This is a genomic window from Nocardia sp. NPDC047038, assembly GCF_040644075.1.
GTDB lineage: Bacteria > Actinomycetota > Actinomycetes > Mycobacteriales > Mycobacteriaceae > Nocardia > Nocardia sichangensis.
This window is the reverse complement of the sequence record NZ_JBEYVQ010000004.1, coordinates 1-25,455: the sequence shown is the minus strand read 5'-3', so window position 1 is coordinate 25,455 and position 25,455 is coordinate 1. Positions and strand designations below refer to the sequence as shown.

25 protein-coding genes are annotated in these 25,455 nt (G+C 64.1%); 16 read left to right on the top strand and 9 right to left on the bottom strand.

Going from position 1 to position 25,455, the window contains the following annotated elements; genetic code table 11:
• Positions 1 to 86: 86 nt before the first annotated feature.
• On the bottom strand, positions 87 to 869 hold the full coding sequence (locus tag ABZ824_RS16565) for a hypothetical protein (protein ID WP_356963925.1): 783 nt from the start codon (positions 867 to 869) through the stop codon (positions 87 to 89).
• Positions 870 to 1,097: 228 nt separating this feature from the next.
• Between ABZ824_RS16565 and ABZ824_RS16560 the strand changes: the two genes are divergently transcribed.
• Positions 1,098 to 2,429 carry an NADH:flavin oxidoreductase gene (locus ABZ824_RS16560; protein WP_356963924.1) on the top strand — a complete coding sequence of 444 codons (1,332 nt, stop codon included), beginning with the start codon at positions 1,098 to 1,100 and terminating at the stop codon, positions 2,427 to 2,429.
• Positions 2,430 to 2,459: 30 nt separating this feature from the next.
• The gene (locus tag ABZ824_RS16555; protein WP_356963923.1) at positions 2,460 to 2,600 is read left to right on the top strand and encodes a hypothetical protein; all 141 of its coding nucleotides are present in this window, start codon (positions 2,460 to 2,462) and stop codon (positions 2,598 to 2,600) included.
• 15 nt (positions 2,601 to 2,615) lie between these two features.
• Here ABZ824_RS16555 and ABZ824_RS16550 read toward each other — a convergent pair whose 3' ends face one another.
• Positions 2,616 to 3,254 carry a helix-turn-helix domain-containing protein gene (locus tag ABZ824_RS16550; protein ID WP_356963922.1) on the bottom strand — a complete coding sequence of 213 codons (639 nt, stop codon included), beginning with the start codon at positions 3,252 to 3,254 and terminating at the stop codon, positions 2,616 to 2,618.
• 500 nt (positions 3,255 to 3,754) lie between these two features.
• Here ABZ824_RS16550 and ABZ824_RS16545 point away from each other — a divergent pair, with 500 nt between their 5' ends.
• From ABZ824_RS16545 to ABZ824_RS16535, 3 genes are all read left to right on the top strand, one after another.
• A complete protein-coding gene (locus ABZ824_RS16545) occupies positions 3,755 to 4,273 on the top strand; it encodes an EthD domain-containing protein (RefSeq protein ID WP_356963921.1) in 519 nt (172 codons plus the stop codon).
• 98 nt (positions 4,274 to 4,371) lie between these two features.
• Positions 4,372 to 4,869, top strand: coding sequence for an EthD domain-containing protein (locus ABZ824_RS16540; RefSeq protein WP_356963920.1), 498 nt, complete (start codon positions 4,372 to 4,374; stop codon positions 4,867 to 4,869).
• 93 nt (positions 4,870 to 4,962) lie between these two features.
• The gene (locus ABZ824_RS16535; protein ID WP_356963919.1) at positions 4,963 to 5,682 is read left to right on the top strand and encodes a dienelactone hydrolase family protein; all 720 of its coding nucleotides are present in this window, start codon (positions 4,963 to 4,965) and stop codon (positions 5,680 to 5,682) included.
• Positions 5,683 to 5,768: 86 nt separating this feature from the next.
• On the opposite strand, the gene ABZ824_RS16530 is transcribed toward ABZ824_RS16535, so the two are convergent.
• Entirely contained in the window at positions 5,769 to 6,461 is a 693-nt protein-coding gene (locus ABZ824_RS16530; protein ID WP_356963918.1) for a helix-turn-helix domain-containing protein, read from the bottom strand.
• Positions 6,462 to 6,538: 77 nt separating this feature from the next.
• Here ABZ824_RS16530 and ABZ824_RS16525 point away from each other — a divergent pair, with 77 nt between their 5' ends.
• Positions 6,539 to 8,128, top strand: coding sequence for an MFS transporter (locus tag ABZ824_RS16525; RefSeq protein WP_356963917.1), 1,590 nt, complete (start codon positions 6,539 to 6,541; stop codon positions 8,126 to 8,128).
• Between the two features lie 77 nt (positions 8,129 to 8,205).
• Here ABZ824_RS16525 and ABZ824_RS16520 read toward each other — a convergent pair whose 3' ends face one another.
• Together ABZ824_RS16520 and ABZ824_RS16515 are read right to left on the bottom strand one after the other, a co-directional pair.
• Positions 8,206 to 9,084 (bottom strand): SDR family NAD(P)-dependent oxidoreductase, encoded by an 879-nt coding sequence (locus ABZ824_RS16520; RefSeq protein ID WP_356963916.1) that lies wholly within the window; start codon positions 9,082 to 9,084, stop codon positions 8,206 to 8,208.
• Entirely contained in the window at positions 9,081 to 10,358 is a 1,278-nt protein-coding gene (locus ABZ824_RS16515) for an NADH:flavin oxidoreductase (RefSeq protein WP_356963915.1), read from the bottom strand. Before ABZ824_RS16515 ends, ABZ824_RS16520 begins: the two co-directional genes overlap by 4 nt.
• 225 nt (positions 10,359 to 10,583) lie before the next feature.
• On the opposite strand from ABZ824_RS16515, the gene ABZ824_RS16510 reads away from it, so the two are divergent.
• The 3 genes from ABZ824_RS16510 to ABZ824_RS16500 all read left to right on the top strand — a co-directional run bounded on the left by ABZ824_RS16510 (position 10,584) and on the right by ABZ824_RS16500 (position 12,876).
• Positions 10,584 to 11,483 (top strand): SDR family NAD(P)-dependent oxidoreductase, encoded by a 900-nt coding sequence (locus ABZ824_RS16510; RefSeq protein WP_356964543.1) that lies wholly within the window; start codon positions 10,584 to 10,586, stop codon positions 11,481 to 11,483.
• A 119-nt stretch (positions 11,484 to 11,602) separates the two neighbouring features.
• Complete coding sequence (locus ABZ824_RS16505) at positions 11,603 to 12,322, top strand: hypothetical protein (RefSeq protein ID WP_356963914.1); 720 nt, start codon at positions 11,603 to 11,605, stop codon at positions 12,320 to 12,322.
• Positions 12,323 to 12,330: 8 nt separating this feature from the next.
• Complete coding sequence (locus ABZ824_RS16500) at positions 12,331 to 12,876, top strand: nuclear transport factor 2 family protein (RefSeq protein ID WP_356963913.1); 546 nt, start codon at positions 12,331 to 12,333, stop codon at positions 12,874 to 12,876.
• Positions 12,877 to 12,954: 78 nt separating this feature from the next.
• Here the strand turns inward: ABZ824_RS16500 and ABZ824_RS16495 are convergent, their stop codons facing one another.
• On the bottom strand, positions 12,955 to 13,698 hold the full coding sequence (locus tag ABZ824_RS16495; RefSeq protein ID WP_356963912.1) for a TetR/AcrR family transcriptional regulator: 744 nt from the start codon (positions 13,696 to 13,698) through the stop codon (positions 12,955 to 12,957).
• Here ABZ824_RS16495 and ABZ824_RS16490 point away from each other — a divergent pair.
• From ABZ824_RS16490 to ABZ824_RS16460, 7 genes are all read left to right on the top strand, one after another.
• Complete coding sequence (locus tag ABZ824_RS16490) at positions 13,697 to 15,463, top strand: FAD-dependent monooxygenase (protein WP_356963911.1); 1,767 nt, start codon at positions 13,697 to 13,699, stop codon at positions 15,461 to 15,463. The genes ABZ824_RS16495 and ABZ824_RS16490 overlap by 2 nt on opposite strands.
• A complete protein-coding gene (locus tag ABZ824_RS16485) occupies positions 15,348 to 15,863 on the top strand; it encodes a DoxX family protein (protein ID WP_356963910.1) in 516 nt (171 codons plus the stop codon). The genes ABZ824_RS16490 and ABZ824_RS16485 overlap by 116 nt, the downstream gene beginning before the upstream one ends.
• Before the next feature lie 61 nt (positions 15,864 to 15,924).
• Positions 15,925 to 17,055 carry a 2,3-dihydroxybiphenyl 1,2-dioxygenase gene (locus ABZ824_RS16480; RefSeq protein WP_356963909.1) on the top strand — a complete coding sequence of 377 codons (1,131 nt, stop codon included), beginning with the start codon at positions 15,925 to 15,927 and terminating at the stop codon, positions 17,053 to 17,055.
• On the top strand, positions 17,052 to 17,999 hold the full coding sequence (locus ABZ824_RS16475; protein ID WP_356963908.1) for a fumarylacetoacetate hydrolase family protein: 948 nt from the start codon (positions 17,052 to 17,054) through the stop codon (positions 17,997 to 17,999). The genes ABZ824_RS16480 and ABZ824_RS16475 overlap by 4 nt, the downstream gene beginning before the upstream one ends.
• Before the next feature lie 34 nt (positions 18,000 to 18,033).
• Complete coding sequence (locus tag ABZ824_RS16470; RefSeq protein WP_356963907.1) at positions 18,034 to 19,917, top strand: acyl-CoA synthetase; 1,884 nt, start codon at positions 18,034 to 18,036, stop codon at positions 19,915 to 19,917.
• A 103-nt stretch (positions 19,918 to 20,020) separates the two neighbouring features.
• Positions 20,021 to 22,006: a YhgE/Pip domain-containing protein gene (locus tag ABZ824_RS16465; protein ID WP_356963906.1), complete on the top strand. Its 1,986-nt coding sequence runs from the start codon at positions 20,021 to 20,023 to the stop codon at positions 22,004 to 22,006.
• A gap of 158 nt (positions 22,007 to 22,164) precedes the next feature.
• On the top strand, positions 22,165 to 22,329 hold the full coding sequence (locus tag ABZ824_RS16460) for a transposase (protein WP_356963905.1): 165 nt from the start codon (positions 22,165 to 22,167) through the stop codon (positions 22,327 to 22,329).
• A gap of 12 nt (positions 22,330 to 22,341) precedes the next feature.
• On the opposite strand, the gene ABZ824_RS16455 is transcribed toward ABZ824_RS16460, so the two are convergent.
• The 3 genes from ABZ824_RS16455 to ABZ824_RS16445 form a co-directional block, all read right to left on the bottom strand.
• Positions 22,342 to 22,641: a transposase gene (locus ABZ824_RS16455; RefSeq protein ID WP_356963904.1), complete on the bottom strand. Its 300-nt coding sequence runs from the start codon at positions 22,639 to 22,641 to the stop codon at positions 22,342 to 22,344.
• A 136-nt stretch (positions 22,642 to 22,777) separates the two neighbouring features.
• On the bottom strand, positions 22,778 to 23,692 hold the full coding sequence (locus ABZ824_RS16450) for a site-specific integrase (protein WP_356963903.1): 915 nt from the start codon (positions 23,690 to 23,692) through the stop codon (positions 22,778 to 22,780).
• A gap of 233 nt (positions 23,693 to 23,925) precedes the next feature.
• Positions 23,926 to 24,399 carry a hypothetical protein gene (locus ABZ824_RS16445; RefSeq protein ID WP_356963902.1) on the bottom strand — a complete coding sequence of 158 codons (474 nt, stop codon included), beginning with the start codon at positions 24,397 to 24,399 and terminating at the stop codon, positions 23,926 to 23,928.
• Positions 24,400 to 25,455: the final 1,056 nt, after the last annotated feature.

The following is a 25,455-nucleotide window of genomic DNA, read 5'->3' as shown; positions in this document are numbered from 1 at the left end:
TCGCTCATGCACTTCGTGACCGCATAGCTGTTCGAGCGTGACGCCATCCGGTGGCGCGAAACTGCGTACGTCGGGTGACAAGCCGCTCATAACCGCCGCTGGTCGACCGGAACGACGTGGCCGTCTCGTATGACCACTATCGACCGGTCGACGGTGTAGGCGTGTGCCGCGGTGAGCACCCGAGACTGGTCGGCGACCACTGCGGAGACCGTGGGTGATGCCAAGATCTCGAGCATATGCTCGCGGCCGTCCGCGCCGATGGTAAGCGCGCCATGGTAGCGGCGGTAGGTGGCGTAATCGTGGTTCACCCCCGGAGTGGGATGAACGAATTTCGTGAACGGCACGAACGTGTACGTCCGCAGGTCACGCGCTCCGGCCGAGTGCAGCGCCGGGCCCAGGGTCTCGTGGACCCAGTCGCGGAAGACGCGACCGCGCACACCGCGCCGCCGCTGCAGGAGCACTGCGGTCCGGTGCGCGACGGTGTCGTCGTGGCTCGGATTCCACCAGCGCCCGCCGTTCGGACCTGTCAACTGGCCCAGCACCCGGTCGAAGACGTTCTGTTCGTCGAACATGATCTCGCGCAGGTGGAGCGCGGTGTGCAGCGCTGCGAGGGCGCTGGTGAGCCTGACCTCGGGAAAACCGTCCAATCGCCAGTCCGGCGGGATCAGGGTTCCGACCTTCTGCGTGGCCGGCCAGTACCCGTGGTCGGAATACGAGAAATGACGCTGCACGTACTCCAGCAGATTCGGCACCCTCGTCATGATCTCCGCATGCGGCCCCGCCCAGTAGGCGAAGCCGTCCTCCCGGGATACATCTTGTCGCAACCAGACCGGGTTCAGTGAGGAAGTGGTCCGGATGGGAGTGGTCATCGACACCCCTGGGAATCGGCAAGGTCTGTAGTCACCTTCGTGTCCTTTGTCGTGGGCGTTCGGGCGGTATACGCCCCGAACACATCAGTGATGAATATGTCAGCAGTGAACGGTGCGTCACCTAGCAGTTACGAGAGTCACACAACGGTGCAACTGCGTCAAGGATCGCGAATGGCGCTTGACGTCGGGCATCCTCGTGCAGTTCACTGAGGGACTCATCATATTTGATTGAACAGTCAGGAGATGATGGTGGACCTGCTGCGCGAACTGCTGGCGATCGGCTCGATGCGTCTGGCCGGCCGGCTCTTCAAATCGGCGACGAGTGAAACCCGGGCCTCCGAAGACGGCTTCGTCACCGACGACCTCCTGGCGTTCTACGAACCGATGGCCGCTGCGGGTACGCCGATGATCGTGACCGGCAATCTCTACATTTCCCTGCAGGGGAAGTCGGCAGGCCGGCAGGCGGGCATCGACAATAATGACAAGATCGCGGGGCTACGGGAATGGGTCGACGTCGTTCATGCCGGCGGCTCCAAACTGGTGGCACAGCTCAACCATGGCGGGCGCCAGATCGCCCAGCTCGCCCCGGGGGCCGATCGCATCGTGTCGGCATCGGACGTGCGTGAACCGCTCTACGGGACGAAGCCATCTCCCTTGCGGTCGGATGAAATGCCCGGCGTAGTCGAGAGTTTCGCGGCGGCCGCGCAGCGTGCGCGGAAGGCAGGCTTCGACGGAGTGCAGATCCACGCGGCACACGGCTATCTGCTGGGACAGTTCCTGACACCGCACACCAACCGACGGTCCGACGGGTACGGCGGGTCGCTGGAAGGGCGGGCGCGGCTACTCCTCGAGGTCATGCGGGCGGTGCGCGCCCGGTGCGGCGAGGACTATCCCGTGCTGGTCAAAATGAACGGCACGGACGACCTTCCATTCCGTCGTGCGGCAACTCCCGAGGAACTCGTGCGCGTGGCCTGCTGGCTGCAGGACGCCGGCGCCGATGCCGTAGAGGTCTCCCGCGGGCACTACGAGTCGTGGCCGGGGATGGTCCAGGGCAGGTACCGCGGCTTCCTGACAGCTAGTGTCACTGTCGGGGCGGCGGCGCGTTCGGGTGCGATGCGTAGACTTGCGGTCCGCGCCGTCGCGCCGGTGGTGGAGCGGGTGGCCGAGTGGTTGCGGCCGCCCCGTGAGGGGTTCAATCTTTCCTTTGCGCAACGGTTTACCGCAGCTCTCGACATACCGGTGATTGTGGTCGGTGGTTTCCATACCCGTGAGGGAATGGAAAGCGCACTGGCGAGCGGGGCCGCCGACGCAGTATCGGCTGCCAGAGCCTTCATCGCCGATCCGTACCTCTACCGCAACCTCGTCGGGGACTCGCTGGCCGAACATCCCGTCTGCGGATACTGCAATGGATGCATCGCGCGGTTCAGTGGAATGCGTATCGACTGTTACAGCCACGACATCCGTGGTCGGCGCGAGGTGATGTTCGCGACCATCCGGCGCCGGGAGTTGCTCGCGCGAGACGCCTCCGACGCACCCGTCGCAATGCCGGCCGCAGAATAATTCCGGTGCCGCTGTCAGCAGGTAGCGGCTGTGCCGTGCGACTCCGTGTGGTTGCACGTCGTCAACAACATCGGCGATGTCGATCACGAACTCCGCTATGCGCGGGCACATTCCGGCATCTCGGGGCTCCGTCTGGTGCTGGGCGCCGAGCCGTTCCATGCCGATCGCTGAAGATACAGTGCGAGTTCAGAGCTGGGGCTGTGGCGGCAGGGCGGTGGTACTGAGTTTGTGTGCCGATCGTTTGTTCATTCCGAACATACGTAGGACATGGAAGGCCATTTCATCGGTTCTCGCCTCGACGTCTGATTCCGGGTGCGCGTCGAGCAGTTGCAGGAGCCCTAGTAGGGCCCCGCCTGCCGCCATGACCGCCATATCGGGGTCCATTGGCTCGAAGCGGCCTGCCTCTTGCGCGGTGATGATGTCGTGGCGGGCGCGTGGAGCCAGACCTTCGTCGCGCAGCAATACCGACATCCCCGAGTTCAAGATCACCCGGATCATTTCCGGAACCTGCCGCTGCAAGCGTCCGGTCATGCGAAAACTCACCGCGAACACTTCAGCCGGGTCGTCGTAGAGGGCGACGATACCGTCGCGCATCTCGCTGTAGACCTGCAGCGCCGAGCGTACCGCCGCGTCGAAGAGCTGTTCCTTCGATTCGAAGTGGTTGTAGAAGGAGCCGAATCCGACGTCGGCGGCGTCGGTGATCTCTTGAATGCTCACCGCCGTTCGACCCTCGGACAAGAACTTCCGTGCAGCGCCGAGCAGTGCGTTCCGGGTGCGCTCGCGGCGCCGATCGACACGGTTGCGTACCACGGGTTCGGTGGTCATCAGGCCCTCCTGCGTCGGAATCGTCACCGAAATCGTATCTGAGCAAAACGTCAGACTGCGCATTGGCGGTCTCGAGTGCTGCCATCACTATGACTTAACTCTCACTTATGATGTATTGCTCAGATATGTGCTTGTGCGGTAGCAGGGTAGAGGTGACGCAACGCGCGAACCGTTGCGATGGGTGACGCGGGCCGTCTGGCCGTGCACCGGTGAGTCGTTTGAAAGGTGCCGCTCGCCGCGGGTGAGCGGGCGCCTGCGGTGCGGGCCGCCTCTAATGCCTACCTCCGGGGTGGCGCTCCGTAGTGATGCATCGATCGGATGTGATTCTTGCGGCATCAATAGGTTAATGCCAAAATAGTCACAGATGATGTAACAATCACTTCTGTTCCCGTCCGCAGCCGGGCGAAGCGCGGCCGAGTCGGTCTTGTGGGGTCAGCGGTCGAGCGCTTCGACAGCCGCATCGTCAGCCCCTGTTCGATGTGGGAGGTGGCGACGGGATCGTGTCCATTGAGAAGGATGGGAAGTTGACTGAGATAAACGTCGAAGGAACGCGCTCGAGGCGTACCTTCGTCGCCGGGGCGGTCACCGCGGGTGTCGGCGCGTTCCTTGCCGCCCGCGTCCAACAAGCGTCGGCGGAGCCCTCCTCGGATCCGATCAAGATGGTCGGCGCCCTCTGGCGCAGACCTGACCTCACCCCTGCGCAGTTCTACGATTATTGGCTGAACCAACACGGTCCCTATGCCATGGAGCAGATCAAAGTGCTCGGTGGTTACCGCTATGTCCAGACGCACGGCTTGGATTCTTCGATCAACAGCGTGCTCGCCCGCATGCATGGCACTGGCGAGTCCTACGACGGCCTCGTCGAGGTCTGGTTCCCTTCCGTGCAGGCGCTGATCACTGCGATGGCCACACCGCAGGGAGTGCTGGCAAACCAAAATCTCGTCAATGACGAGAAGAACTTCATGGACGCGGCCCGATGCTCACTGTTCCTGGCCACCGAACACGTCCTACTCGGCTAGCAGATCTAACCGCTGTGCGGCTGTCGCGGCGACCTTCGGTTCCGAATGCGACACATCAACGGGCGCATATGCACGAACTTCACCTGGAGGATCACCCATTGAATGACGACATCCGGCCGGACGCGAACTCACGGCGCCGTGTCCTCGGCGGCGCGCTGGCGGCCGGCTTTGCCATGGTACTGGCATCCCGTCTCCCCGAAGCGGCGGCAGATTCTTCGCCCGGCGGGCCGGTCAAACTCGTGTGCGTGCTCCGGCGGCGCCCGGAAATGACGCCCGCTCAGTTCGACGACTTCTGGCTCAACGTCCACGCGCCTGTGGCGGTCAAGGCCCTGACGGCGCTGGGCGCAACGCGCTACGTGCAGAACCACACGATAGATTCGGTGCTGAACACCACCATCGGCGTCTCCCACAGCACCGGCGCGGCCTTCGATGGCATTGCCGAAGCCTGGTTCCCCTCCGAACGTCAGCTCGCCGAGGCTCTCGCGACGCCCGCCGGAACGGAGGCCGGCCAAGCATTGGCCGACCACGAAAAGGCGTTCATCGACCTTCCACAATCCTCGTTTTTCGTAACCACGGAGCACGTACTCCTCGGGTAACGCCCGCGGCGGGAGATGGGCTACCGAATCTGCTGTTGTGGTTACCGGACCGGCGTCCGGCTGTGTCAAGCGTGAGAATGGAAGACATCGAAAATGACAGATTCGACGGCCGTGTCGGTCCGCCATGAAGGGGCGGAACTTGTTGGCATGCTTGCTATGCCGGAAGGTCCCGGCCCGCATCCAGGCGTGCTGGTGATGCATTCCGCGCTTGGTATCAGCGATTCGATGCGGGAGCGCGGTGTGACGCTTGCCCGCCTGGGCTACGCGGGACTTGCTGTCGACATGTTCGGAGGCGGGCAGAATTATGCTGTGACCGCGCAGAAGGCCAGACCTTTCGACGAACTCATCGCTGCGCCGGAGTTGCTGCGTGCTCGCACTGTTGCTTGGCATCGGGCGCTCGTGGGCACGCCGGGTATCGATCCGGCTCGCACGGCCGCCATCGGCTATTGTTTCGGCGGTCAATGCGTGTTGGAGTTGGCTCGAAGCGGCGCCGATCTGAGAGTAGCCGTTAGCTTTCACGGCCCACTGACCACGGCAGCGCCCGCAGAGCCGGGCCAGGTACGGGCGCATATCGCGGTCTACACCGGCGGTAAAGATCCGTATGTGCCGCGCGAGCACGTCGACGCGCTCGCGCAGGAACTGAAAAAGGCCGCTGTACCGCATACGTTGACCGTCTTCAGCGAAGCCTTCCACAGCTTTACCGACCCGAATGCGGCCTCGGCTCGTCTCCCAGGCCTCGCGTACGACCCGATTGCGGACGCCGTATCTTGGGCGGGCGCGGTGGCTTTGCTGGCGGAGCTGACCGCCCCGTGAGCCGGGATGGCCGCCTCCGGATGCAGCGAGGAATCTGTCCTTGCCACAGTCGTAGCGGTCGGCCGGCCCTCATTGCGCCCGGCCGTCTACGCGCCGGTCTTCGCCAGGGCGTCTTCGGCTTCAGCTGCGGTCCTGGCGATGTCATCGGCTTCGTCGGGAGAAATGCCGAGAGTGATCAGGCACGCGCGTGCGGCGGCGACGTCCGGCTCGGGTTCCTTCCACGAGCCGGTGTTGCGCGCCTCCAGCAGGGCTAGTACCAGCCCTGCGAGTGCGCGTGAAAGCACCTCCGGCGGAAGGTGTTTCGAGTAGATTCCGAGTTGCTGGCCACGGCGCAGTATTTCGGTGCCGTGCTCGTGGACCGGCGCCAGCCGTTGTTCGATCCGTGCTCCGAGATCGGTTTCGGTGAGCTTCAGCAACAGGCGGTATTTGTCACCGACCCGCCAGAGCGCGATTGTGCAGCGTGCGGAGGTGACAGCGACCGGCTCGCTGGGGTCCAGGTCCCTTCGTGTTTCGGCGATGTCATCCGACGCCAGGTCGAGAAGGCCGTCGATCAACGCATCGCGGGTGGGGAAGTGGCCATAGAGCGTGCGGCGAACCACACCTGCCGCGGAAGCGATGTCCTCCATGCTTGCCGCGGGATTGCGAGCCAACTCTTCGGCCGCGACATCGAGAATCCGCGATCGATTGGCTTGCGCCCGGCTTCCTGGCGTCGCCGTCGACGTCATGATTTCCGTTCCTGTCATGTGAGTCCCTTCACGTCCAGACTCCCACAGTTGCACGACTGTGTGCAAATCCCGTAGATTGCACATCATCGTGCAATTGCACATCAGTGTGCATTTTTGTGAGAGGAGTGGACGTGGCTCTGTTAGTCACCGCCCCGGTGGAACCCGGGACGACATACGGTCGGCGGTGGGCAGCTCTTGTGGTGCTGTGCCTCAGTGTGCTGATCGGGGTCATGACCAATACGTCGTTGATAGTCGCTGCACCCGATATGACGGTCGACTTGGGCTTGTCCAGCCAGCAACTGCAATGGATCATCGACGCCTACACGATTCCCTACGCTGCACTGATGCTGCTCATGGGCTCGATCGGCGACAAGTACAGTCGCCGCGGCATGTTGCTGACCGGTTTGGCGCTCTTCGCGGCTGGTGCGGTACTGGGGTCGCTCGTCGACACCGCTGCGTGGGTCGTCGCGGCGCGCGCGGTCATGGGCACCGCCGCCTCGATGATCATGCCCGCGACGCTGTCGCTGCTCGTGGCGACGTTCCCGAAACGAGAACGTGCCGTGGCTATTACGATCTGGACGGCGACTACCGGCTTGGCGATCGCGGTCGGTCCGCTGGTGGCCGGCTGGCTGCTGCGCGACCACGGCTGGGCATCGACCTTCCTGATCAACGTGCCTATCGCGCTGGTGTCGATGGTTGCGGCGCTGGCGCTGGTGCCCCCGTCGAAGGCGCATACGACGCAGCGATTGGACCTGCCGGGCGGAGCGTTGTCGGTGATCGCGGTCGCGTCGCTGGTGTACATGATCATCGAGGGGCCTCGCCATGGATGGCACGCGTCGGCCGTGATCGCCGGCGTCATCGCGGCGATCACTGCGGCGGCCTTCGTGGCTTGCGAATTGCGCCACCCCAACCCCATGCTGGACGTGCGCAAGTTCCGCAGTCGGGCCTTCGCGGGTGCGAATCTCGCAGTGATGCTGTTCTTCCTGGCCGCCTTCGGATCGATCTACTACGTCACCCAGCACCTGCAGTTCGTCCTCGGATACGACGCTCTGTCCACCGGCGTGCGGCTGCTGCCGCTGGCGGGAGCGGTCTTCGCCGGATCTGCGATCACCGGCGTCCTGACCCCGCGGCTGGGCCTTCGCGCCATGGTCGTCGCGGGTATGGCGGTCGGCACCCTGGCGCTGGTGATTCTCACCCGAGTCGATTCCGAATCGGGCTACGGGGCGTTCGTCTGGCCGCTCATTCTGCTGGGCCTTGCGATCGGCCTGAGTGTCTCCCCGGCCACCGACACCATCATGGATGCATTCCCCGAGCGTCTGCTCGGCGTGGGTGGCGCGGTCAACGACACGTCCATCGAGTTGGGTGGCACGCTGGGTATCGCCATTTTCGGTTCCGTGCTCGCGAGCAACTACCGGGATCAGATCGCCCCGCACATCGCCGGCGGACTGCCCGCCGCTGCGGCCGATACGGCGAAAGATTCCATTGGCGGCGCGCTCATCGTGGCCGAGAAGATCGGTCACGCGGGCATGCCCGAGCAGGCGGCACAGCTGGTCTCGGCCGCTGATGCCGCGTTCGCTCATGCGGTTTCGCACACCAGTTTGATCGCCTCGATCATGCTGGCGGTCGGCACCGTCGCGGTCGCGGTACTGCTACCCGGGCGCCGGAGGCCGGCGGCCGACGCGATGCCCGACGTCGCAAAGGAGACCGTCTCGGTCGGCTGAGGTTCGGGTAGGACGTGGGCGCGCTTCCCGGAGCGCGCCCACGTCGTGGTTGTGCGGAGGTTTCGGCGAACTCCGCCCTATGCGTGGTGCTGGTGATCGTGCGAACCGCCGCCGAACGCCTTTTCGTAGTACTCCCTGCGGGCGGTCGTATCCACGTTCTCGGCGATTTTGCCGATCCGGATGGAGATCAGCACGCGATCGCGGATGGCCCGGCCCAGGATCTGTCCGAGCTTGATGCCCACCCACTGGCCGGCCGGTGCCCAGATGTTGAATCGATTGTGCTGGACGGCCTTCACGACCGCGCGCGCACAGTCGTCCGGGGTGGCGGCGGGCACCAGCGCAGACGGACGCTGGGTGCCCTCGGTCATGCGGGTCTGGATGTACCCCGGGTGCAGGAGTGAGAATCGTATGCCGGTGTCGCGGTACTCCAGGGCCAAGCATTCCGTGAGTCCGACGACGCCGTGTTTGGTGGCGGTGTAGACCGCGCTGCCCGGCTGTGGCACGCGGCCCGCCGCGGAGGCGACGTTCACGATGTGGCCTCGATCGCGGGGCAGCATACGCTGTAGCGCCAGGCGCGAGCCGATGATCGGGCCCATGAGATTCACGGCCAGTTCCCGCCGGGACGTGGAGTCCTTTCCGCTATGGAACTGTCCCATCCAGTCGACACCGGCATTGTTGACCACAATGTCGATGGGTCCGTTCGACCATTCGGCCGCGTCGAGGAAGGCCCCGAACGACGCCTCGTCGGTGACGTCGAGCCCGATCCCGATTGCTCCGGAACCGATTTCCGCGGCAGTTTCCTTCGCCTGCTGTGCATCGAGATCGCCGATGGCCACCCGCGCCCCGGCTCGGGCGAAGTGCTCGGCGATCGCTCGTCCGATTCCACCCGCGCCGCCGGTGATTGCCACCGATGCACCGCCCAGTTCGAGCGGTGCCGGTCGTCTGCCGAATTTCATAGCTGGTCGTCCTTGCTGATAGGCGATAGGGGAGAAGATGTGGAAGGTATCCCGGCGGTTCGCAACATGAGGTCGCGTCGGTACCGGAGGTCGGGGCTGTAGCAGTCGATCGCCATACCGCCGTGCCGCGCGATACACCCGTTGCAGTAGGCGCAGACCGGTGCCTCGGGGTCCGGGGCTCGAAGGTGCTGGAACAGCAAGGGGTCGGCAATGAACGCGCGTGCCGCCGCCACGGCGTCGCAGCGGCCCTCGTCGATCGCCGCCTCCATCGCCGCGACGGTGTGAAATCCGCCCACGCAGATGACAGGGATGGTCAACCGGGAGGTGAACTGCTGTGCCTGAGGCAGGTTGAACCCCTCCGAGCCTGGTGCGAAACGCTCGGCAATGGCCTCGACGAGAGGCGCTGTAGCGCTCATTAGCATGCGGCGATGGCGGGGCAGCTTCGCCGCGCCCCCTTCGGTTACTTCGGTTCGGACGAAGCCGTGATAGTGGCCCAGGACGGTGGACGGCCACGACTCGTAGTGACCACGGGAGATCTCGACCGCATCGACACCCTCGTCCTGCATGACCTGCGCGACGCGCACGATCTCTTCGGTTGTCGCCCCTTTACGAAGCCACAAATCGTCTGTGCCGTTCAACTTCAGCAGAACCGGATAGTCGTCGCCCACCCGCTCGCGAACCGCCTGGTACACCTCGCGCAGCAGTCGCATCCGATTGTCGAGACTGCCTCCGTAGGCGTCCGTGCGCCGGTTCGTATGCGGCGTCAGGAACTGGTTGAGCAGATAGCCGTGGGCGGCGTGAATCTGAACTCCGTCGAAGCCGACGTCGCGAGCTCGTTCGGCCGCGTCGGCAAAAGCTTTCGCCACCGAGGGCATCTCATCGATGCGCAGCGGACGCGGTTTGGTGCCGAACAGCGGTTCGCGGACCGCGGACGCGGACACCGTCGGTTCTCCCGGAACGGCGGATTCGATGATCTGCCGACCGCCGTGGTTCAGCTGTGCGATCAGCAGGCTGCCCCCGCTGTGTGCCAGCTGCACCCAATCACGCAAACCGGGCTTCTTGTCGTCGGCATCGATGCCGGCCTGTCGCTCCGCGGACTTCCCCTGCCGCGAGACATAGAGATTGCCCGTGATTATCAGTGGCGTACCCGCGCGAATCAGTGGCTCGTAGAACTCGAGTAGCCGATCGGTGACAAAGCCGTCTTTGCTGGAACGGGTCTCGCTGGTTGCCGACTTGAACAGCCGGCCGGGTACGGTCAACGGACCGACCTGCAACGGCTCGAGCAGCCGCCGTGCGACAGCGGCCGTCATGCTTCACTCCGGGTCGAGGAGGACTGTGTCCCCTCCATGTTCGCCCTCACCATCATGTTTCACCTCGTGAACTGTGCCTTGCATCTCAGGCGTGCATGCACCATAGTGAACATGATTGTTCAATTCAGCGCAAGCATGTATCTAATGCAGCTTCTGTGTGTAGGTTGAGCGATCGCTTGCAGATATTTGGTGGCCTGCGGTCTTCTGTCGTCCAGTTGCTGGCAACGGTGCCGGCGGGCCCATGGCGAAGGATGGAAGCGTGCGATGAAGGTCGATTTCCAGCCGGCTGCGCGCTCTGCGCCGTGGCGGCGTGCTCTGGTTACCGGCGCCTCGGCGGGAATCGGGCAGGCGCTGGTACGCGAGCTCGCAGCGCGCGGCGTCGATCTCGTGATCGTTGCCCGAGACGAGGCCCGCCTTCGCCGGCTGGCCGACGAGCTCAGCGAGCGGCACGGCGTGAAGGTCGAGGTGTTGGCGGCGGATTTGTCCGACCCACAGTCGAGGGCGAACGTGGAGGAGCGGCTGAGAACGGGCTCGTTCATCGATCTGCTCGTCAACAACGCCGGGGTCGGCACATTCGGGGCGTTCGCGACGGCGGAAATCGATGCCGAACTTGTGCAATTCGATGTCAACGTCGTCGCTCCGATCCGGCTCACTCACGCCGCCCTGTGCCAGATGCGGCGTCACGGTGCCGGAACCGTCCTCACGATTTCGTCGCTGGATGCGCTGTTGCCGGTGCCGTATCACGCGGCGTATGCCGCGACGAAGTCCTTCGTCAACAGCTTTTTCGAGGGGCTGTCCGGCGAGCTGGACGACAGCTCGATCGTGACAACCACGGTGATGCCCGGCTACGTGCAGACGGAGTTCACCGACCGTGCCGGACTCGTCGATCCGCTTCGGCGCGTCCCGAAGATGCTGGTACTGGCCCCGGAGCAAGTGGCGCGCGAGTCGTTGGACGCCGCGGCTGCCCGTAAGGCCCTGTACTCGCCGGGCCGGATCTACCGGCTGTACGCGGCGGTCATCGGACACCTGCCGCGGACTGTACGTGCGCGTATCGCAGCTCGAATCGTGCCGCCGGACGTCCGAGCGTAACCAACGAACGAACCATGCAAGGAGCTTCTATGTCCACATCGACCCGAGTTTCTACGGCTACATCGACTCGAGTTTGCGTCTCCACACCGACCCGCACGACTTCGATGGTGTCACCGCTCATGCTGCGCAAGGACATCCTCCGTGGTGACGGCACGGCGTACTGGATGGGCGCTCACGCGGCAAAGGTGAAGAAGTTGCCGAACATCATCGAGTACAGCCAGCAGCATTTCTCGCCGGTCGACCACGGATACTGGCCGTCGGCGCCGTCGGTCGGGGTGGTCGTTCCGGAGGATTGGCGCGTCGACGGCTGCTCGGAGATGCGGTTCACGAGCCCGATCGGCGTGCTGCGGACCGGCATGCACGCGCGGGAGGTGTATCTCGACGAGCAGAACGCATTCGAACGGGTCGTGGGGCAGATGACGGTGCCGAGCGGTGGTCGGTGGTGGACTACCGGGCACGACGACTCGGTGCCGCACCGTACCGCGGTGTGGTTCCGTCGGCGTCGAGGTGTCGGCGGCCGCGCGTTCCGCCGCTATATCTACGACGCGCTGGCGCCTGCGGTCGTGGCCGCGGGCGGGACGGATGTGCGGGCGTACGTCTTCACGCCCTACACCAAACTCGGCAATGTGTCCCCGGGGGTGAATCACGACTACCCCGTGCAACATCGGTATCACGCCGTCCTGATCTTCGGTGCAAACAGCCGGGCCGATGTCGACCGCATGCTCGGTTCGATCGAACTCGCCCCGGTCATCGCGGTGCAGGGCGACTACGTCACCGCGGCGCACGCCTTCACGGTCGAGCGAACCGTCCCGGTCGTCCATCCGAACCGGCAGCGTTGAGGGGTGGGATGACGATGGATCTCGAGCGGCGCCTCGAGCGACTCGAAGCTGTCGAATCCGTGCGAGCGGCATTCACCGGATATGTCCAGTTCACGGACGCGGGCCTGGTGGAGGAGCTGTTGCATCTGTTCGACCCCGAAGCCGAGCTTGTTGCGATGAACGAGCCGCCGGGTACCGGTGGCGAAGTTCGCCTCCGCGGTCGTGCTGAAATCGAAAAGCACTACCGCGCATTGCCCTTCGGCTGGTTCCGGCATCACGCGACGAATACCTCGATCGATGTGTCAGACGACGCCAGGCACGCGGAGCTGTCGAGCTACTTTCTGACGTCGTTCCCGGGCGGTGTGCAGGGAGGCCTCTACGAGATGCAGTTCCAGGTCGACAGTTCCGGTGGGTGGCGCATTCGATCCGTGCATATCGCCTCATCGTGGGGGTGGGGTGCCGCCGGGACGGGATTTCACTACTTCGATCAGCTCGGCGACAACACTCTGCGCGGTGGCCGGTCGGTGATGTGGGGTCGGACCATAGCGCCTGCGAAGGGCGCCACCGAAGGATAAGGCCAGTGGCACCGGGTCCAAGCCGCCCGCCCTCGGGTGCTTCCGGGGGGCGGACGGCCTGGAACTGTCCGGTTCCCGCTACACCGCCAGGCTGGTGGGCAGCGGCTGCCGGGCGAGTTCGTGCGCCTCGGCTCGTGGAACCCCGAGAGCGCAGAGGAGGAGTTCGGCAGCTCCGACGCCGGCGTCTCGCCAGGATTGATGCCCTTCGAGCACCATCCACATCGCGCTGACCACGGTTCCCATCAACATGGACGCGATACTGAGTTCCTGGCCGGGGGTAACCGAATAACGGCCGGACTCGATACCAGCGGCGATATCACGCAGGGGAGGACCGAGCAGGGTCTCTCGGAAGGACTCGTCGGTCATTCCGAATCGCACGAAAAACCTTCCCATCGCCGGATTTTCGTGGGCGAGCCGAACCAGGGTCCGCGTGCCCGTCGCCAGCCGGAGTGGCGGATCGATATCGCCGTGTTCGTCCATCGCGCGGACGTTCGCGCTGTGGACGTCGAAAGCGAGCTGGGTGCGCACCTGTTCGAACAGTCCGGGGATCGACTCGACGTTGCGATACAGCGTGCCCCGGGCGACGCCGGCTTCGGCGGCCAGCTCGCTGATCGTCACTTCGGCATTGCCGCGCTCGGCGAAGAGCTTCAGCGCAGCTGCCTGGATGCGGCGCTCAGTGCCGTTCATCGTGAGCCTTTCGTTCGGTGAACTGCAGTTTACAGAAATGTCCAGATGGCGGCGTTGACGTCTGTATTGAACATACTTGACATGTATTGAACAGTGATGTTCACTGTGATGCAGTTTACGAAAGGAACGCGACATGAGCGGACCCACATCCAGGAGGTCCGAAGGTGACCGGCGGACGTCGCAGCCGCCGGAGGATGCGGTGGTACTGGTGGTCGGCGCCGGACCCGTCGGGCTGACCCTGGCACTGGAACTCGATTTCCACGGGATCGACGTCGTGCTCGTCGAACAGAACGAGAGCACTACCCGGCACCCGAAGATGGACATCACCAACGGCCGGAGTATGGAGCTGTATCGCCGTCTCGGGGTCGCCGATGATCTGCGCAAAGTCGCTGTGCCCGCCGATCATTCGATCAAGGTGAGCTGGGTGACCAACGCCGTCGGCTGGGAGCTGGCATCGTTCGAGTATCCGGGCGTGGACCACACCCACGAGCGAATCAAGCAACAGAACGACGGGACGTTGCCGCTGGAGCCGGCGATGCGGGTGTCGCAGGTCTTGCTCGAGCCGGCCCTGCGGGATTTGCTGCTGACCAGGTCGCGTCATGCGTCTGTGCATTACGGCTGGGCGCTGGAAGCCTTCGATGAGACCGGCGACGGCGTCACCGCACACCTGGTTTGCCGCGCGACCGGTGCCCGGCGTTCGGTCCGGGCGAAGTATCTGGTCGGCTGCGACGGTGCGAACAGCCGGGTCCGCCGGCAACTCGACATCGGACTCGACGAGATCGAACTGCGCCGGTTGATCGCGAAGGAGATCGGCCTCGTCGACGTCGTCGGCACGCTCGCCCGCAGCTACGCCTCGATGCGCCAACTGCCTCCCGACGGCCGATTCTTCCTCGTGCATTTCACCGTCGAGGACAATTCAGCATTGACTCGTTTCGATGCCGTGTGGCATCTCCAGTCGCCGGAGGGGTGGAGTGTCATCTCGCAGAATGATGCGGACACCTACACTCTGCACGCTCCGCTTGCGATGGGTACCGACGCCGACGCCATCGATCCCCGCGAGTTCGTGTACGAGCGACTCGGGGTTCGATTCGAAATGAACATCCTGGTTGCCAATGCGTGGACACCGCGATTGGTGGTCGCGGACTCGTTCGGTCGGGGACGGACATGGCTGGCGGGCGATGCCGTCCACCAGGTGACGCCCACCGGTGGATACGGAATGAACACCGGGGTGGGCGACGCCGTCGGACTCGGCTGGGCGCTGGCCGCGCAGATTCAGGGCTGGGGTGAGCCGGGGCTGCTGTCGGCCTATGCGCAGGAGCGGCGGCACGTCGCAATCCGCAATCGCGACGCAGCCGCCCGGCACAGCGTAGTCCGGGCCGCCATCATGTCCACCTACCGAGCAGCGATGCACAGCGAGGGCTGGAACGGTGAGCGCACTCGTCGTGAGATCGGGCGTAAGATCAGCGATCTCGGGAATCTCGAGAACGAAGCGCTCGGTATCGAGTGCGGGTATCGCTACGGCGACTCTCCCATCGTCTGTCATGAGGTCGGCGGCACCGCGCCGCAGTATCGAACCGACACCTACACCCCGAGCACCTGGCCTGGGGTTCGCCCGCCCAGCATCTATCTCGAGGATGGTCGCGCGCTGTTCGACCTCCTCCACCGTGGCTTCACGTTGCTGAGATTTGCCGACCACGAGGTCAGTGCCCTGATCGATGCGGCGGCTGAGCGGGGCGTTCCGCTCGAAGTGGTCGACATCCGCGATGCGCATGCTCGCAGGCTCTATGAACGCGACCTTGTTCTGGTGCGCCCGGATCAACACGTGGCGTGGCGTGGCGACGAGGCACCCGCAGACCCGATCCGCGTTGTCGACCGCATCCGCGGCGCACACAACCGATAGTCATTACGACAGATCACGAAAGCATATGAATCTCGCGCTCTGGATCACTCAAGCGCTCTTGGCGGCGATCTTCGCCACAGCGGGAGCGGTCAAACTGGCCCGGCCCATCGACGTGCTTGCACAGACGCTGGGTGAATGGGTCCATGCGTTTCCTCCGGTCGCGGTGCGACTGCTCGGTGCGGCGGAGGTCGCCGCCGCCATCGGGCTGCTCGTGCCGGCCGCGGTGGGTATCGCTCCCGCCCTCACACCTGCGGCCGCTGCGGGCGTGATCGTGGTGATGATCGGAGCAACGGTCGTCCATGTCCGCCACCGCGAGTCCGTGAAGGTGCCGGTGACGCTGATCATCGCTGCCGCAGCGCTTTTCGTTTTCTGGGGACGACTGGGACCAGAGTCGCTGTGAATAGGACGGTAATGCCACCGCGTGCCCCGAGTGGCGCCGGTCAGGAGCGAAAGGACACCCGATGACCGTACCGGCGACCGCCGACGCGCATGTCGGCCTGCACAGCGAAGACGGAGCACATCGAGGTGAACGTGCCGATCGTGCCGTCGATCCCGTCATCAAGGTCGAGGATCTGGCATGGATCGAATTCGAGAAGCCCGACCTGGATCGAGCCGAGCGGTTCGCTCGTGACTTCGGCTTCTCGGTCGCACTGCGGACCGGACGGGAACTGCACCTGAGGGGAAGCTGGGCTGGGTCGGTCTGCGTGGTCATCCGCAAGGCCGCACAGTCGCGCTACATCGGCCCCGTGTTCCGTGCCGCAGACGCGGTCGACCTCGACCGTTTGGCACGCGCCCACGACACCCTGGTGCGAACCAATGCCGAAATGGGATGCCGCGAGGTGCTTCTGCGTAATCCGGACGGTGGGCCGGTGCGAGTCGTGGCAGATGTCCCGCAACTGAGCGGATTGCCCGACCAGGAGGCCCTCACCTGGAACCAGGGCTCTCAGCTGAGCAGGATCAACAGGGTGCAGCGACCTGCTCGTGAACCCGCACGGGTCCAGCGGCTGGGGCACGTCGTGGTGGAAACCCCGCGCTTCGTGGCCAATCTGGAGTGGTATCTGCGCAATCTCGGGCTCATCGTCAGCGACTACCTGTACTTTCCGGGGCAGCGCGAACGCGGGCCGACGATGGCCTTCATCCGCTGTGACCGCGGGTCGACACCGGCCGATCATCACACGCTGGCGCTCACCCTCGGCCCACAGTCCCGATACGTGCACTCCGCGTATCAGGTGGCAGATCTGGACGCGGTCGCTGCCGGCGGCGCCTACCTGGCCGAACAAGGCCATCACCACGCCTGGGGCATCGGCCGCCACATCCAGGGCAGTCAGATCTTCGACTACTGGCGCGACCCCGACCATCTGATGGTCGAACATTTCGCCGACAGCGACAAGTTCGACAACACCGTGCCGGCCGGCTGGGCGCAGATGGGCGCAAGCGGCCTGTCGCAATGGGGTCCGTCGGTGACTCTCGACTTCCTCGACGCGCGGCCGACGCCGCAGTTGATCCGCGCTGTCGTACAGGCTCTGCGCGAGCCCGAGAACGAATTCGACGTCAACCGATTCCTCGGTCTATTGAAAGTTGCCCGTTCATGACGATTTCGATCCTGCGGACTGCCGAGCACTGGTGGTTCGAAACAGCCTCCGGCGCAGTGCCGATTCGCACCGATGCCTCGACGACCGCCCAGCTGCTCGAGTCGATCGACAGCCTCTCCGAGCAACTCGGGGCTCCGGCCGAGTCACCGACCTCGGTCAACGATCTGGCCCTGGTCTCTCCGGTCACCACACCCTGTCGCGTGGTCGCGCAGATGACGAACTTCGCCAGCCACGCCCGCGATGCCGGACTGGATCCGGACAACCTGGCACCGACCTTCTTCCGGAAAACGTCGGGATCGATCTGCGGGCCCTTCGACGACATCGTGAAGCCCGCGCACACCTCGCTGCTCGACTACGAGGTGGAGATCGGGATCGTCTTCCGCCGGGCCGTCCCGGTGGGAACGGTGATCACCGCCGAGAACATCGGTCACTATGCCGCCGGATTGGTGGTGACCAACGATGTCAGCGCCCGCGATATCCAGTTGCCGAAAACGCAGTACTACGAGGCGAAGTCGTATCCCACGTTCACTCCGATCGGTCCCAGGTTGGTGCTGCTCGACCACGCGGACTGGGCGCGGTTCGACGCACTACGTCTGCAACTCTGGGTCAACGGCCAGATCCGTCAGGACGGATTGGTCGCAGGTGACATGATCAGCAGTCCGGTGCAGGCACTCAACACCCTGACCGGGTTCCAGCGGCTCGATCCCGGCGACGTCCTGATGACCGGCACTCCCGTCGGAACCGCGTTGTCGGCGCCACCGAAACCGATCGAGATCATCGGCTCGCTGCTGCCGCCGCAAGTGAAATGGAAAGCCTTCTTCAAGCGGCAGGCCGCCAACCCTAAGTACCTGCAAGACGGCGATGTGGTGGAGGTTCGCATCGCGACCGACGACGCGGCCATCGACCTCGGCCGTCAGCGCTCAACCGTCCGCTTCGCCCGCTGAACCACGAAGTTCACCCGACCTTTGGATACTTGACATGACCGCATCCGTCGATCTGCTCTGGCCCCGCTACGACAGCTACACCGACCTACTCCTGATCGAGGACGTCCCGCTCAGTGAGCGGGGCCTCCCGGAAACGACCTACGATCTGCTCACCCGTTCTGCCGGACGGTATGCGGAGCTGCCGGCGATCTCGCATATGCCCGACGCGGCCCACTGGACCGAGCTGCGGACGCTCACCTATGCCGAGCTACTCGCACAGGTACACGCGGTGGCGCACGTGCTGTACTCCGAGGGCGTTCGCCGTGGCGATGCTGTCACCCTCATCTCGCCGAACTGTGCCGACCTTCAGATCGCACTGCTGGCTGCCGAGGCGGTCGGCATCGCCGCCCCGATCAACCCCTCGCTGACAGTCCAGCACGCTTCGTCGCTGCTCGCTGCATCGGGAAGCCGGACGATCGTCGCCGCCGGCCCGGATCTCGATCGCGCGGCCTGGCAGCTCGCGCGGACGCTGGCCGAGCAGTCATCCGCGGTGACAGCCCTTCTCGCACTGACTCCCACCGGAGTGCTGGGCGAACGCGAGACCCTCGAACCGATCGACGGGGTGACCGTCGGCTACCTCGACGAGCTGGCCCGCGACCGTCCCCGCGACGAACTGCCCGGCCCGGCTCCGGTCGGCACCGATCGGGCGGCGTACTTCCACACCGGCGGCACCACCGGCGCACCGAAGCTGGCCGTGCACACCCACAGCAACGAAGTCGTGAACGCCTGGATGATCGCGGCGAACACGAATCTGGCAGTCGACGCGAATCTCTTCGCGGCGCTGCCGCTGTTTCACGTCAACGCGCTGATCGTGACCACCTTGGCGCCGATTTTCCGTGGCCAGCACGTCTACTGGGCCGGCCCGCTGGGATTTCGCGATGTGCCGTTGTACGGAATCTTCTGGAAGATGATCGAACGCTATCGGATCAACACCCTGTCGGCCGTGCCGACGGTGTATTCGGTGCTGGCGCAGCTGCCGGTGGACGCCGATATCAGCTCGCTCCAGTTCGCGGTCGTCGGCGCTTCGGCACTACCACCCGCGGTGCGGTCGGCATTCGAGTCCCACACCGGTGTCCCGCTGTGCGAGGGCTACGGCCTGACCGAAGCCACCTGCGGAAGCGCTCGAAGCTTCCCGGGCTATCTGCGTGATCGAGCTGTGGGACAACGGTTTCCCTACCAGCAGATGAAGCTCGTCGATCCCGACACCGGACATGATGTCGAAGGAGCCGACGCTGTCGGAGAGCTGTGCATCTCGGGGCCGACGGTGTTCGCGGGCTACCTTCGGACCGATGCCGAGGGCGACGCGGTTGTCGACGGCAACGGCAAACTTGTCGACGGCTGGCTCCGCACCGGCGATCTGGCGCGACTCGACGAGGACGGTTTTCTGTACCTCGTGGGCAGGGCCAAAGACCTGATCATTCGGGGTGGACACAATATCGATCCCGCCGTGATCGAGGACGCGGCACTTGCGCACCCCGCTGTCAGTGGTGCCAATGCGGTGGGGCGTCCAGACCTGCACGCCGGTGAAGTCCCCGTGCTGTATGTCACGGTCTCGCAAAACATTTCCAGCGACGAGCTCACAGGGTGGTTGCGCGGCAGGGTATCCGAGCAAGCGGCAGTACCCAAAGCTGTCTACCTGGTCGACTCTCTACCGGTTACCGACGTCGGCAAGCCGTACAAGCCGGCGTTGCGATGCGATGCGGCGAAGCGGATCGTGTTCGAAGTTCTGGAGGAAGCGAACCTGCTCGACGATCCGGACGCAGTCACCGCCGAGATGGTCGGCGGGTCCGTCATGGTCATTGTCGGCGCAGCTGCCGAACGTCATACCGATATACGCGCAATTCTCGATCTGTATCCGCTCTCATGGCGTTTCGCTTGAGCTCTCGGAACATCCGCTAGCGCTGAATTACGTCGTCGTCCGACTGATCACCGCCGTGCAGCGCGGTCCGGTCGCGTGAATCCTGGTCAAGTACGAAAGTTCGATGGAAGGGCCCGCAATGAAGCCGGTCGATTCTTCTGCAGCATCGCGGGTGCAACGCTCGCGCACCTTGCGATTGATTCTCGCAGTGGTAGTGACGATCCCGCTCGTTGCCTCCGCGCTGTACATGTGGATGATGTGGGATCCGACCGAGACTGTCGGGCAGATGCCAGTCGCGCTGGTCAACGAGGACCAGCCGACCGGGGAGGGCGACGCGAGAATCAGCGCCGGCGCGGGTGTCACGCAGAATCTGCTCACCACACATCCGTTGGATTTCCGCGCTGTCGACCACGACACCGCGATGAAGGGTTTGGACAGCGGCGACTACTATTTCGTCGTCGAGATACCTAAAGACTTCAGCAGCACGCTCGCCAAAATAGGGAACTCGACGGTGGCGCCAGCATTGATCACCGTCGTCTACAACGACAACAATACACTGAAGGCCTCCAGTATCGGTGCGGCGGCGATGAGCGCCATAAATGCCGCCGTACTCCAGGGAGTCGCCAGCAGCACGGTCGGCACCGTGCTCGACGGTGTCGACTCGCTCGGCAACGGCCTCAAACAGGCAGCCGACGGTTCTGACAAGTTGGCCCAGGGAACCGGGCAACTCAGCGCCGGCCTCGATCAGCTGGCGAACGGCATCAACTCTCAGCTGGCCCCCGGTATCGAACAGGCGAGCGCCGGAAGTCGGCAGTTGGCTACGGGCGCAAACCAACTGGCCGATGGACTCGTCCAGTTCCGCGGGGGAACCGACCAGCTCGGGAACGGTGCGAACCAACTCGCCGACGGAATCGACAAGCTTGTCACCGCAACCAACGTCGCCGCCCTGCGAGCGATGCTAGACAAGGCACGGGCGCAGCTGCCGCCGAACAGCTCCGGCGACCCGGTACTGGATCAACTCAGCGGCGGCCTCGACCAGATGAACGCTCTGGTGACCGGTCTCGACCAACTTCGGTCGGGGAGCCGGCAGATTGCAACGCAGCTCAACGACCCGACCGCAAGCTATCGCGATGGCTTGAACCAGCTCGTGGCCGGTGGGGAGCAACTGAGCACAGGTGCGACGCAACTCTCCGACGGAATGAGACTTCTGGACGACGGTATGCGCCAGGCAGCGTCCGGATCACGTCAACTGCAGATCGGAAGCCATCAAGTCGATTCCGGAGCAAGTGCGCTGAGCAACGGCCTGCGTCAGGGAACCCAGGCGATCCCCAGCCTGGGAGACAAGAACCAGCGGCAGACTCTCGCCAACCTGCTCAGCACTCCGGTCGCAAGCAAGTCGGAATATGTTGCACAAGCCCAATTCTTCGGACCGGGCGGTGCGCCGGCATTGCTGACGATATCGTCGGCGCTGGTCGCCGTGGTGGTGTTCATGTGCTTCCGAGCACATCGATATCTCACCGGAGACAACCGCCCCCGCTCCGTGCGTATGGTGGCCCGCCGCGTCGGGGCAGCGACCGCGATCAGCCTCATCAGCATGGGAGTTATCGGACTAGTGATCTGGCAGGTATTGTCGCCGAGCCCGAGCCCATCGTCACTCGGTGATGTTGTCTTGATCGTCGGTGCGGCGACAGTCATGAACGTGGCTGTCACCTCGGTACTCTTCACGCTCTTCGGTTACGCCGCCGCAGCCTTGGGGTCGCTCGCGTGGATGATGCTTCAGGTCTTCTCCTACGGCGGCGTGTGGATGGTCGAAACGCTGCCCGCCCCATTCAAATGGCTGCATCCGGTGAGTCCGATGACCTACTACCGAGACGGACTGATCGCGGCATTCAACGGAGCACCCGGTTTCGCGAGCTCTTTGTCGACAATGATCGCGATTGCCGTGGCGGCGGGAGTGATCAATGTGCTGGCTTGCCGGAAAGGACGAAACGACCGTTCCCAGCGCCCTTCGGATGACTCACCAGCTTCTGCCAGCCCCGCAGCAGTGTGGGTGCAGCCCGACAGTGTAGATACTACGGCGCTGCAGGCGGAACGAAGCGTTGGCCAGTAGAGCAGCTGATTTTTATGGAAGGGAGTATTTGAGATGAATGCCGTATCGCCCAGGCTTGACCTGAGGTTCCGCTAATCCGGAGAGCGTGATGTTCCCCGGGTTTGCCGGAGTTGGTTTGCTTGACTCTTGGTCACGAAGTCGTCGAAGGAGACTTGTTCGTGCCAAGGCGTTATCCCGAGGAGTTCCGTCGCAAGGTCCTGGATCTGGTCGCCGCCGGACGTCCGGTCGCGCAGGTAGCTGCGGACCTGGGCATCAGCGCCCAGACGACGCGATGCCCAGAACCCGCAATACGAGCTCGACCGGGTGCTGCGGATGTTCCCTGACGAACCGCATGATCACCGCCGGGTCTGGCCGAGCTCCGAGGCGAAATACGCACTCGCATCGCGCAATACGGCGTTCACCCGCTCCAGCTCCGCGACCCGCTTCTTCAGGGCCCGGTTCTCAGCCAGCATGTCGGTCGTCGGCCGATCGTCGCGTTCGCCGGCATCGGCCTGGCGGATCCACAGTCGCAACGCCTCGTGATGCACCCCGAGCTGGGCGGCCAGCTTCCGGATCGTCGGCTTCGGGTCCGACTCCCGATACAGCCGCACGGCCCGCGCCTGCAGCTCGTCCGGGTACTTCTTCGGTACTGCCACGAATGACTCCTTCCGGTCCTATCGGACCACAGTCAGAGCCCTCCGAGAAAGCGGGGAACCTCACCCGGGCGGGTCTGTTTAGCCAAGGCAAGACAGACGCCTTTCTCGTGTAAGGGAGCCGCTGGACGAAGATTTCTCAGTGGTTTGCGTGTCGCTGTTGCCGCTCGGTGGGCCCAGGGAAGGGCCCGTGTGCGAGGGGGTGTTCTTCTCCGGTGAGGGATTGCAGTGCTCGGGCGACGTCGTAGATGCCGGGGCGGTTGTAGGGGAAAAGGGTGTTTCTGCCTTTGCGGTGGTGGAGGCCGCCGTAGGCGCGGGAGACTGCTTTGCCGAACTGTCGTTCTACATAGTTCAGTGTGGTGTATCGGATTCCGGTGACGGTGACTTGTTCTTCGACTGCCCAGGGAAGGTGCTTGCGGAATCGGCTGTGGAGGTTGTCGTAGCGGCGGTAGGTGATCGGTTGGCCGGTGTGGTCGCGCAGTACTTGGGTTGTGGTGTGGGAGCCGCCGCGGGTGTCGATGTGTTCGAGCAGGTGCTGCAGGAGGGTGAGGGAGGTGGGTTGCCAGCGCAGGTCGCCTGATTCGTCGCGCAGGCGCAGGGTGCAGTCTTCTTGGATGACGTCGGAGATGTGCAGGTGTAGTGGGCTGCGGCGGTGGCAGGCTGTTTCCATGTGCAGGCGCACAATGAGGCCGTCGAGTTCTCGATCGTTGCCTGTTGTTTCCGTGATGTCGGCGAGTCCGTGGAGTCGCTCGACGCTCAGCGGTAGTTTGGATCGGCGCGATTGCGGGGGCCGGGGGACTTTGCGAGCTGAGTTCTGCGGAGGGTCGATCAGTCCGTCGTATTCGGCGAAACGGTAGAGGCAGCGCAGGGCGTCGATCAGCCCGCCCGCGCCACCGGTTCCGGTTGCGTTGTATCTTGGGGCCGCGCGGCGTTGGTGTTGTTTCACCAGGTCGGTGATTTCTGCCGTTGTGGGCTCGTTGAGGCGGAGCTCGCCCCACGCCTGTTCGACCAGCTTCCAGTAGCCGCTGTAGGTGTTGCGGGAGCCAGCTGGCACTGATGCCGAAACGTGGGAGATGTATTCGCGGATGGTCGGCATGGGTCGTTGATCGTGCTTGCCGTGAAGAACGATCTGTTCCAGTCGCTCGATGGTGCGTCGTAGGGGTTCGGGTAGCTCGTCGGGGTTAATGCTGTCCTGTGCCGTCGGTTCGGTCGCCTCAGCGGCGAGCTGTCGCCGGGACGAGTGTGCAGGTGGCGGCCCGGAAGTTGCGTGGTTGAGGGAGCCCGGGTCTAGGGGTTTCTGCGAGTCCACAGGTGTGGGTGTTGGCGGTGGAGTATGAGATGCATGCTGGTGGGCGGGTAGAGCACGAGGAGTCGATGTTCGGGTGCGGCGACAGCCCGTAGCCGGTCACCGGACTGGATGCGGTAGGAGCGGCGGACCTCAGCGGGCAGGTGCAGATGATGCTGGGATGTCACCGAATAGGGACCCTCGCTGCTCTCGGTCACGACGATCACCTCATCGACCACCTCGATCGACACAGCCTGATTCGGTCCCCAGCCAAGCTTTTTCAGCGGCGAGCTGTCGGCCAAGCGACCGTTGCCGCCGATGGTGGTAACGGTGTAGTACATCGCCGCAGCGCCCGCGGGCGCGACAGGCGGCCCAGGCTTGCGCAACGGGCGGAACACCGGCTGCTGGGCGGCGACTGGATCGGCGGGCTTGGAGCTGATGCCGCCGTACATTCCGGAATCGACTGGCCAGTTCACGCATCTCCTCGTCGACCGAGATCATCGGATGAATTCCCCAGCGCTGCCACCGACAGGCAACATTCTTCCAGCATCCACACCCCCGCCAGCGTGGTCAACCGGTACAAACCCCCATCGGACACGGCCCGACGCGGACAACCGCTTGCCGACTTTACGGATGTGTCCGGGCAAGTCTTCAAACACCCAAACGGGGCACCCATGCCCTGAAACAGGGCGAAAGACGTCCGGACATGTGCGAGAACACACACTGGAAGCAACAAAAAACACGCATTCAGTGCATCTATGCACTGAATGCGTGTTTTGCGTGTCCGGAGGGGGAGTCGGACACCCGGTTTGTCCCATTTCTGCCTAATTTTCGTGTCCATGACGTCACCATACACGTTTTCGCATCTGGGTCGGCCATCGGACACTTTCGTCGGACAGAGAACCGCCGGAAACTGCATACTCACTGAACCGCGTTGTGCTGCAAATGAATCCCGCCAACTGGCTGGGTGTCGACGGAGAGACCCGAAGCATTGGAGACCGCTGCTGGCACAGCGCAGACCGGATCTATCTGGTCGTGCAGTGACATTGACGTAGTAGACCCAAAAGTCGGGTCGAGTCGAATCGTTCTGCCTTGGCACGAGTTCAGCATTGCCTCGCATCGTTGCGCCCGTCAATGGATAAAGGACACCCAGTTTGGGTGAATTTTGACAGGTTCGGTGGTTCTTATGGCATAGAAACACCAGATTCGCCCGTTCGGGGCTGACCTCGACCCCTGCGACGCAACAAAGGCAGGCCAGCTTCACGACCCGCGACACCCAGCGGCCTCACCTGGCTCCGTATCCGAGTACCACGGCGCCGTGTTGCTCCCATGCCCGCACGCTCGTGCCAATCAGGTCAACCCAGCCGATGTCGGTGGTGACTTCGATTGTCGTGCAGCGAGTGCGGTCAAATCGGTGATCGTGACGTCCAGCAGGTGTGTCGACGTTCACGTAATTCCCGGTGCCCGCGCTCGCGGAATTCCGCAGGTGGTGGGTCCTGGTTGATGTTCTACCCGATGGCCTCCTTCGGTGG

Coding starts and splice junctions, on each gene's coding strand:
- ABZ824_RS16565 (WP_356963925.1), bottom strand. CDS start 869: ATGACCACTCCCATCCGGACCACTTCCTCACTGAACCCGGTCTGGTTG.
- ABZ824_RS16550 (WP_356963922.1), bottom strand. CDS start 3,254: ATGACCACCGAACCCGTGGTACGCAACCGTGTCGATCGGCGCCGCGAG.
- ABZ824_RS16535 (WP_356963919.1), top strand. CDS start 4,963: ATGACAGATTCGACGGCCGTGTCGGTCCGCCATGAAGGGGCGGAACTT.
- ABZ824_RS16520 (WP_356963916.1), bottom strand. CDS start 9,084: ATGAAATTCGGCAGACGACCGGCACCGCTCGAACTGGGCGGTGCATCG.
- ABZ824_RS16505 (WP_356963914.1), top strand. CDS start 11,603: ATGCTGCGCAAGGACATCCTCCGTGGTGACGGCACGGCGTACTGGATG.
- ABZ824_RS16500 (WP_356963913.1), top strand. CDS start 12,331: ATGACGATGGATCTCGAGCGGCGCCTCGAGCGACTCGAAGCTGTCGAA.
- ABZ824_RS16490 (WP_356963911.1), top strand. CDS start 13,697: ATGAGCGGACCCACATCCAGGAGGTCCGAAGGTGACCGGCGGACGTCG.
- ABZ824_RS16495 (WP_356963912.1), bottom strand. CDS start 13,698: ATGTCGCGTTCCTTTCGTAAACTGCATCACAGTGAACATCACTGTTCA.
- ABZ824_RS16485 (WP_356963910.1), top strand. CDS start 15,348: ATGAACGCGACCTTGTTCTGGTGCGCCCGGATCAACACGTGGCGTGGC.
- ABZ824_RS16480 (WP_356963909.1), top strand. CDS start 15,925: ATGACCGTACCGGCGACCGCCGACGCGCATGTCGGCCTGCACAGCGAA.
- ABZ824_RS16475 (WP_356963908.1), top strand. CDS start 17,052: ATGACGATTTCGATCCTGCGGACTGCCGAGCACTGGTGGTTCGAAACA.
- ABZ824_RS16470 (WP_356963907.1), top strand. CDS start 18,034: ATGACCGCATCCGTCGATCTGCTCTGGCCCCGCTACGACAGCTACACC.
- ABZ824_RS16465 (WP_356963906.1), top strand. CDS start 20,021: ATGGAAGGGCCCGCAATGAAGCCGGTCGATTCTTCTGCAGCATCGCGG.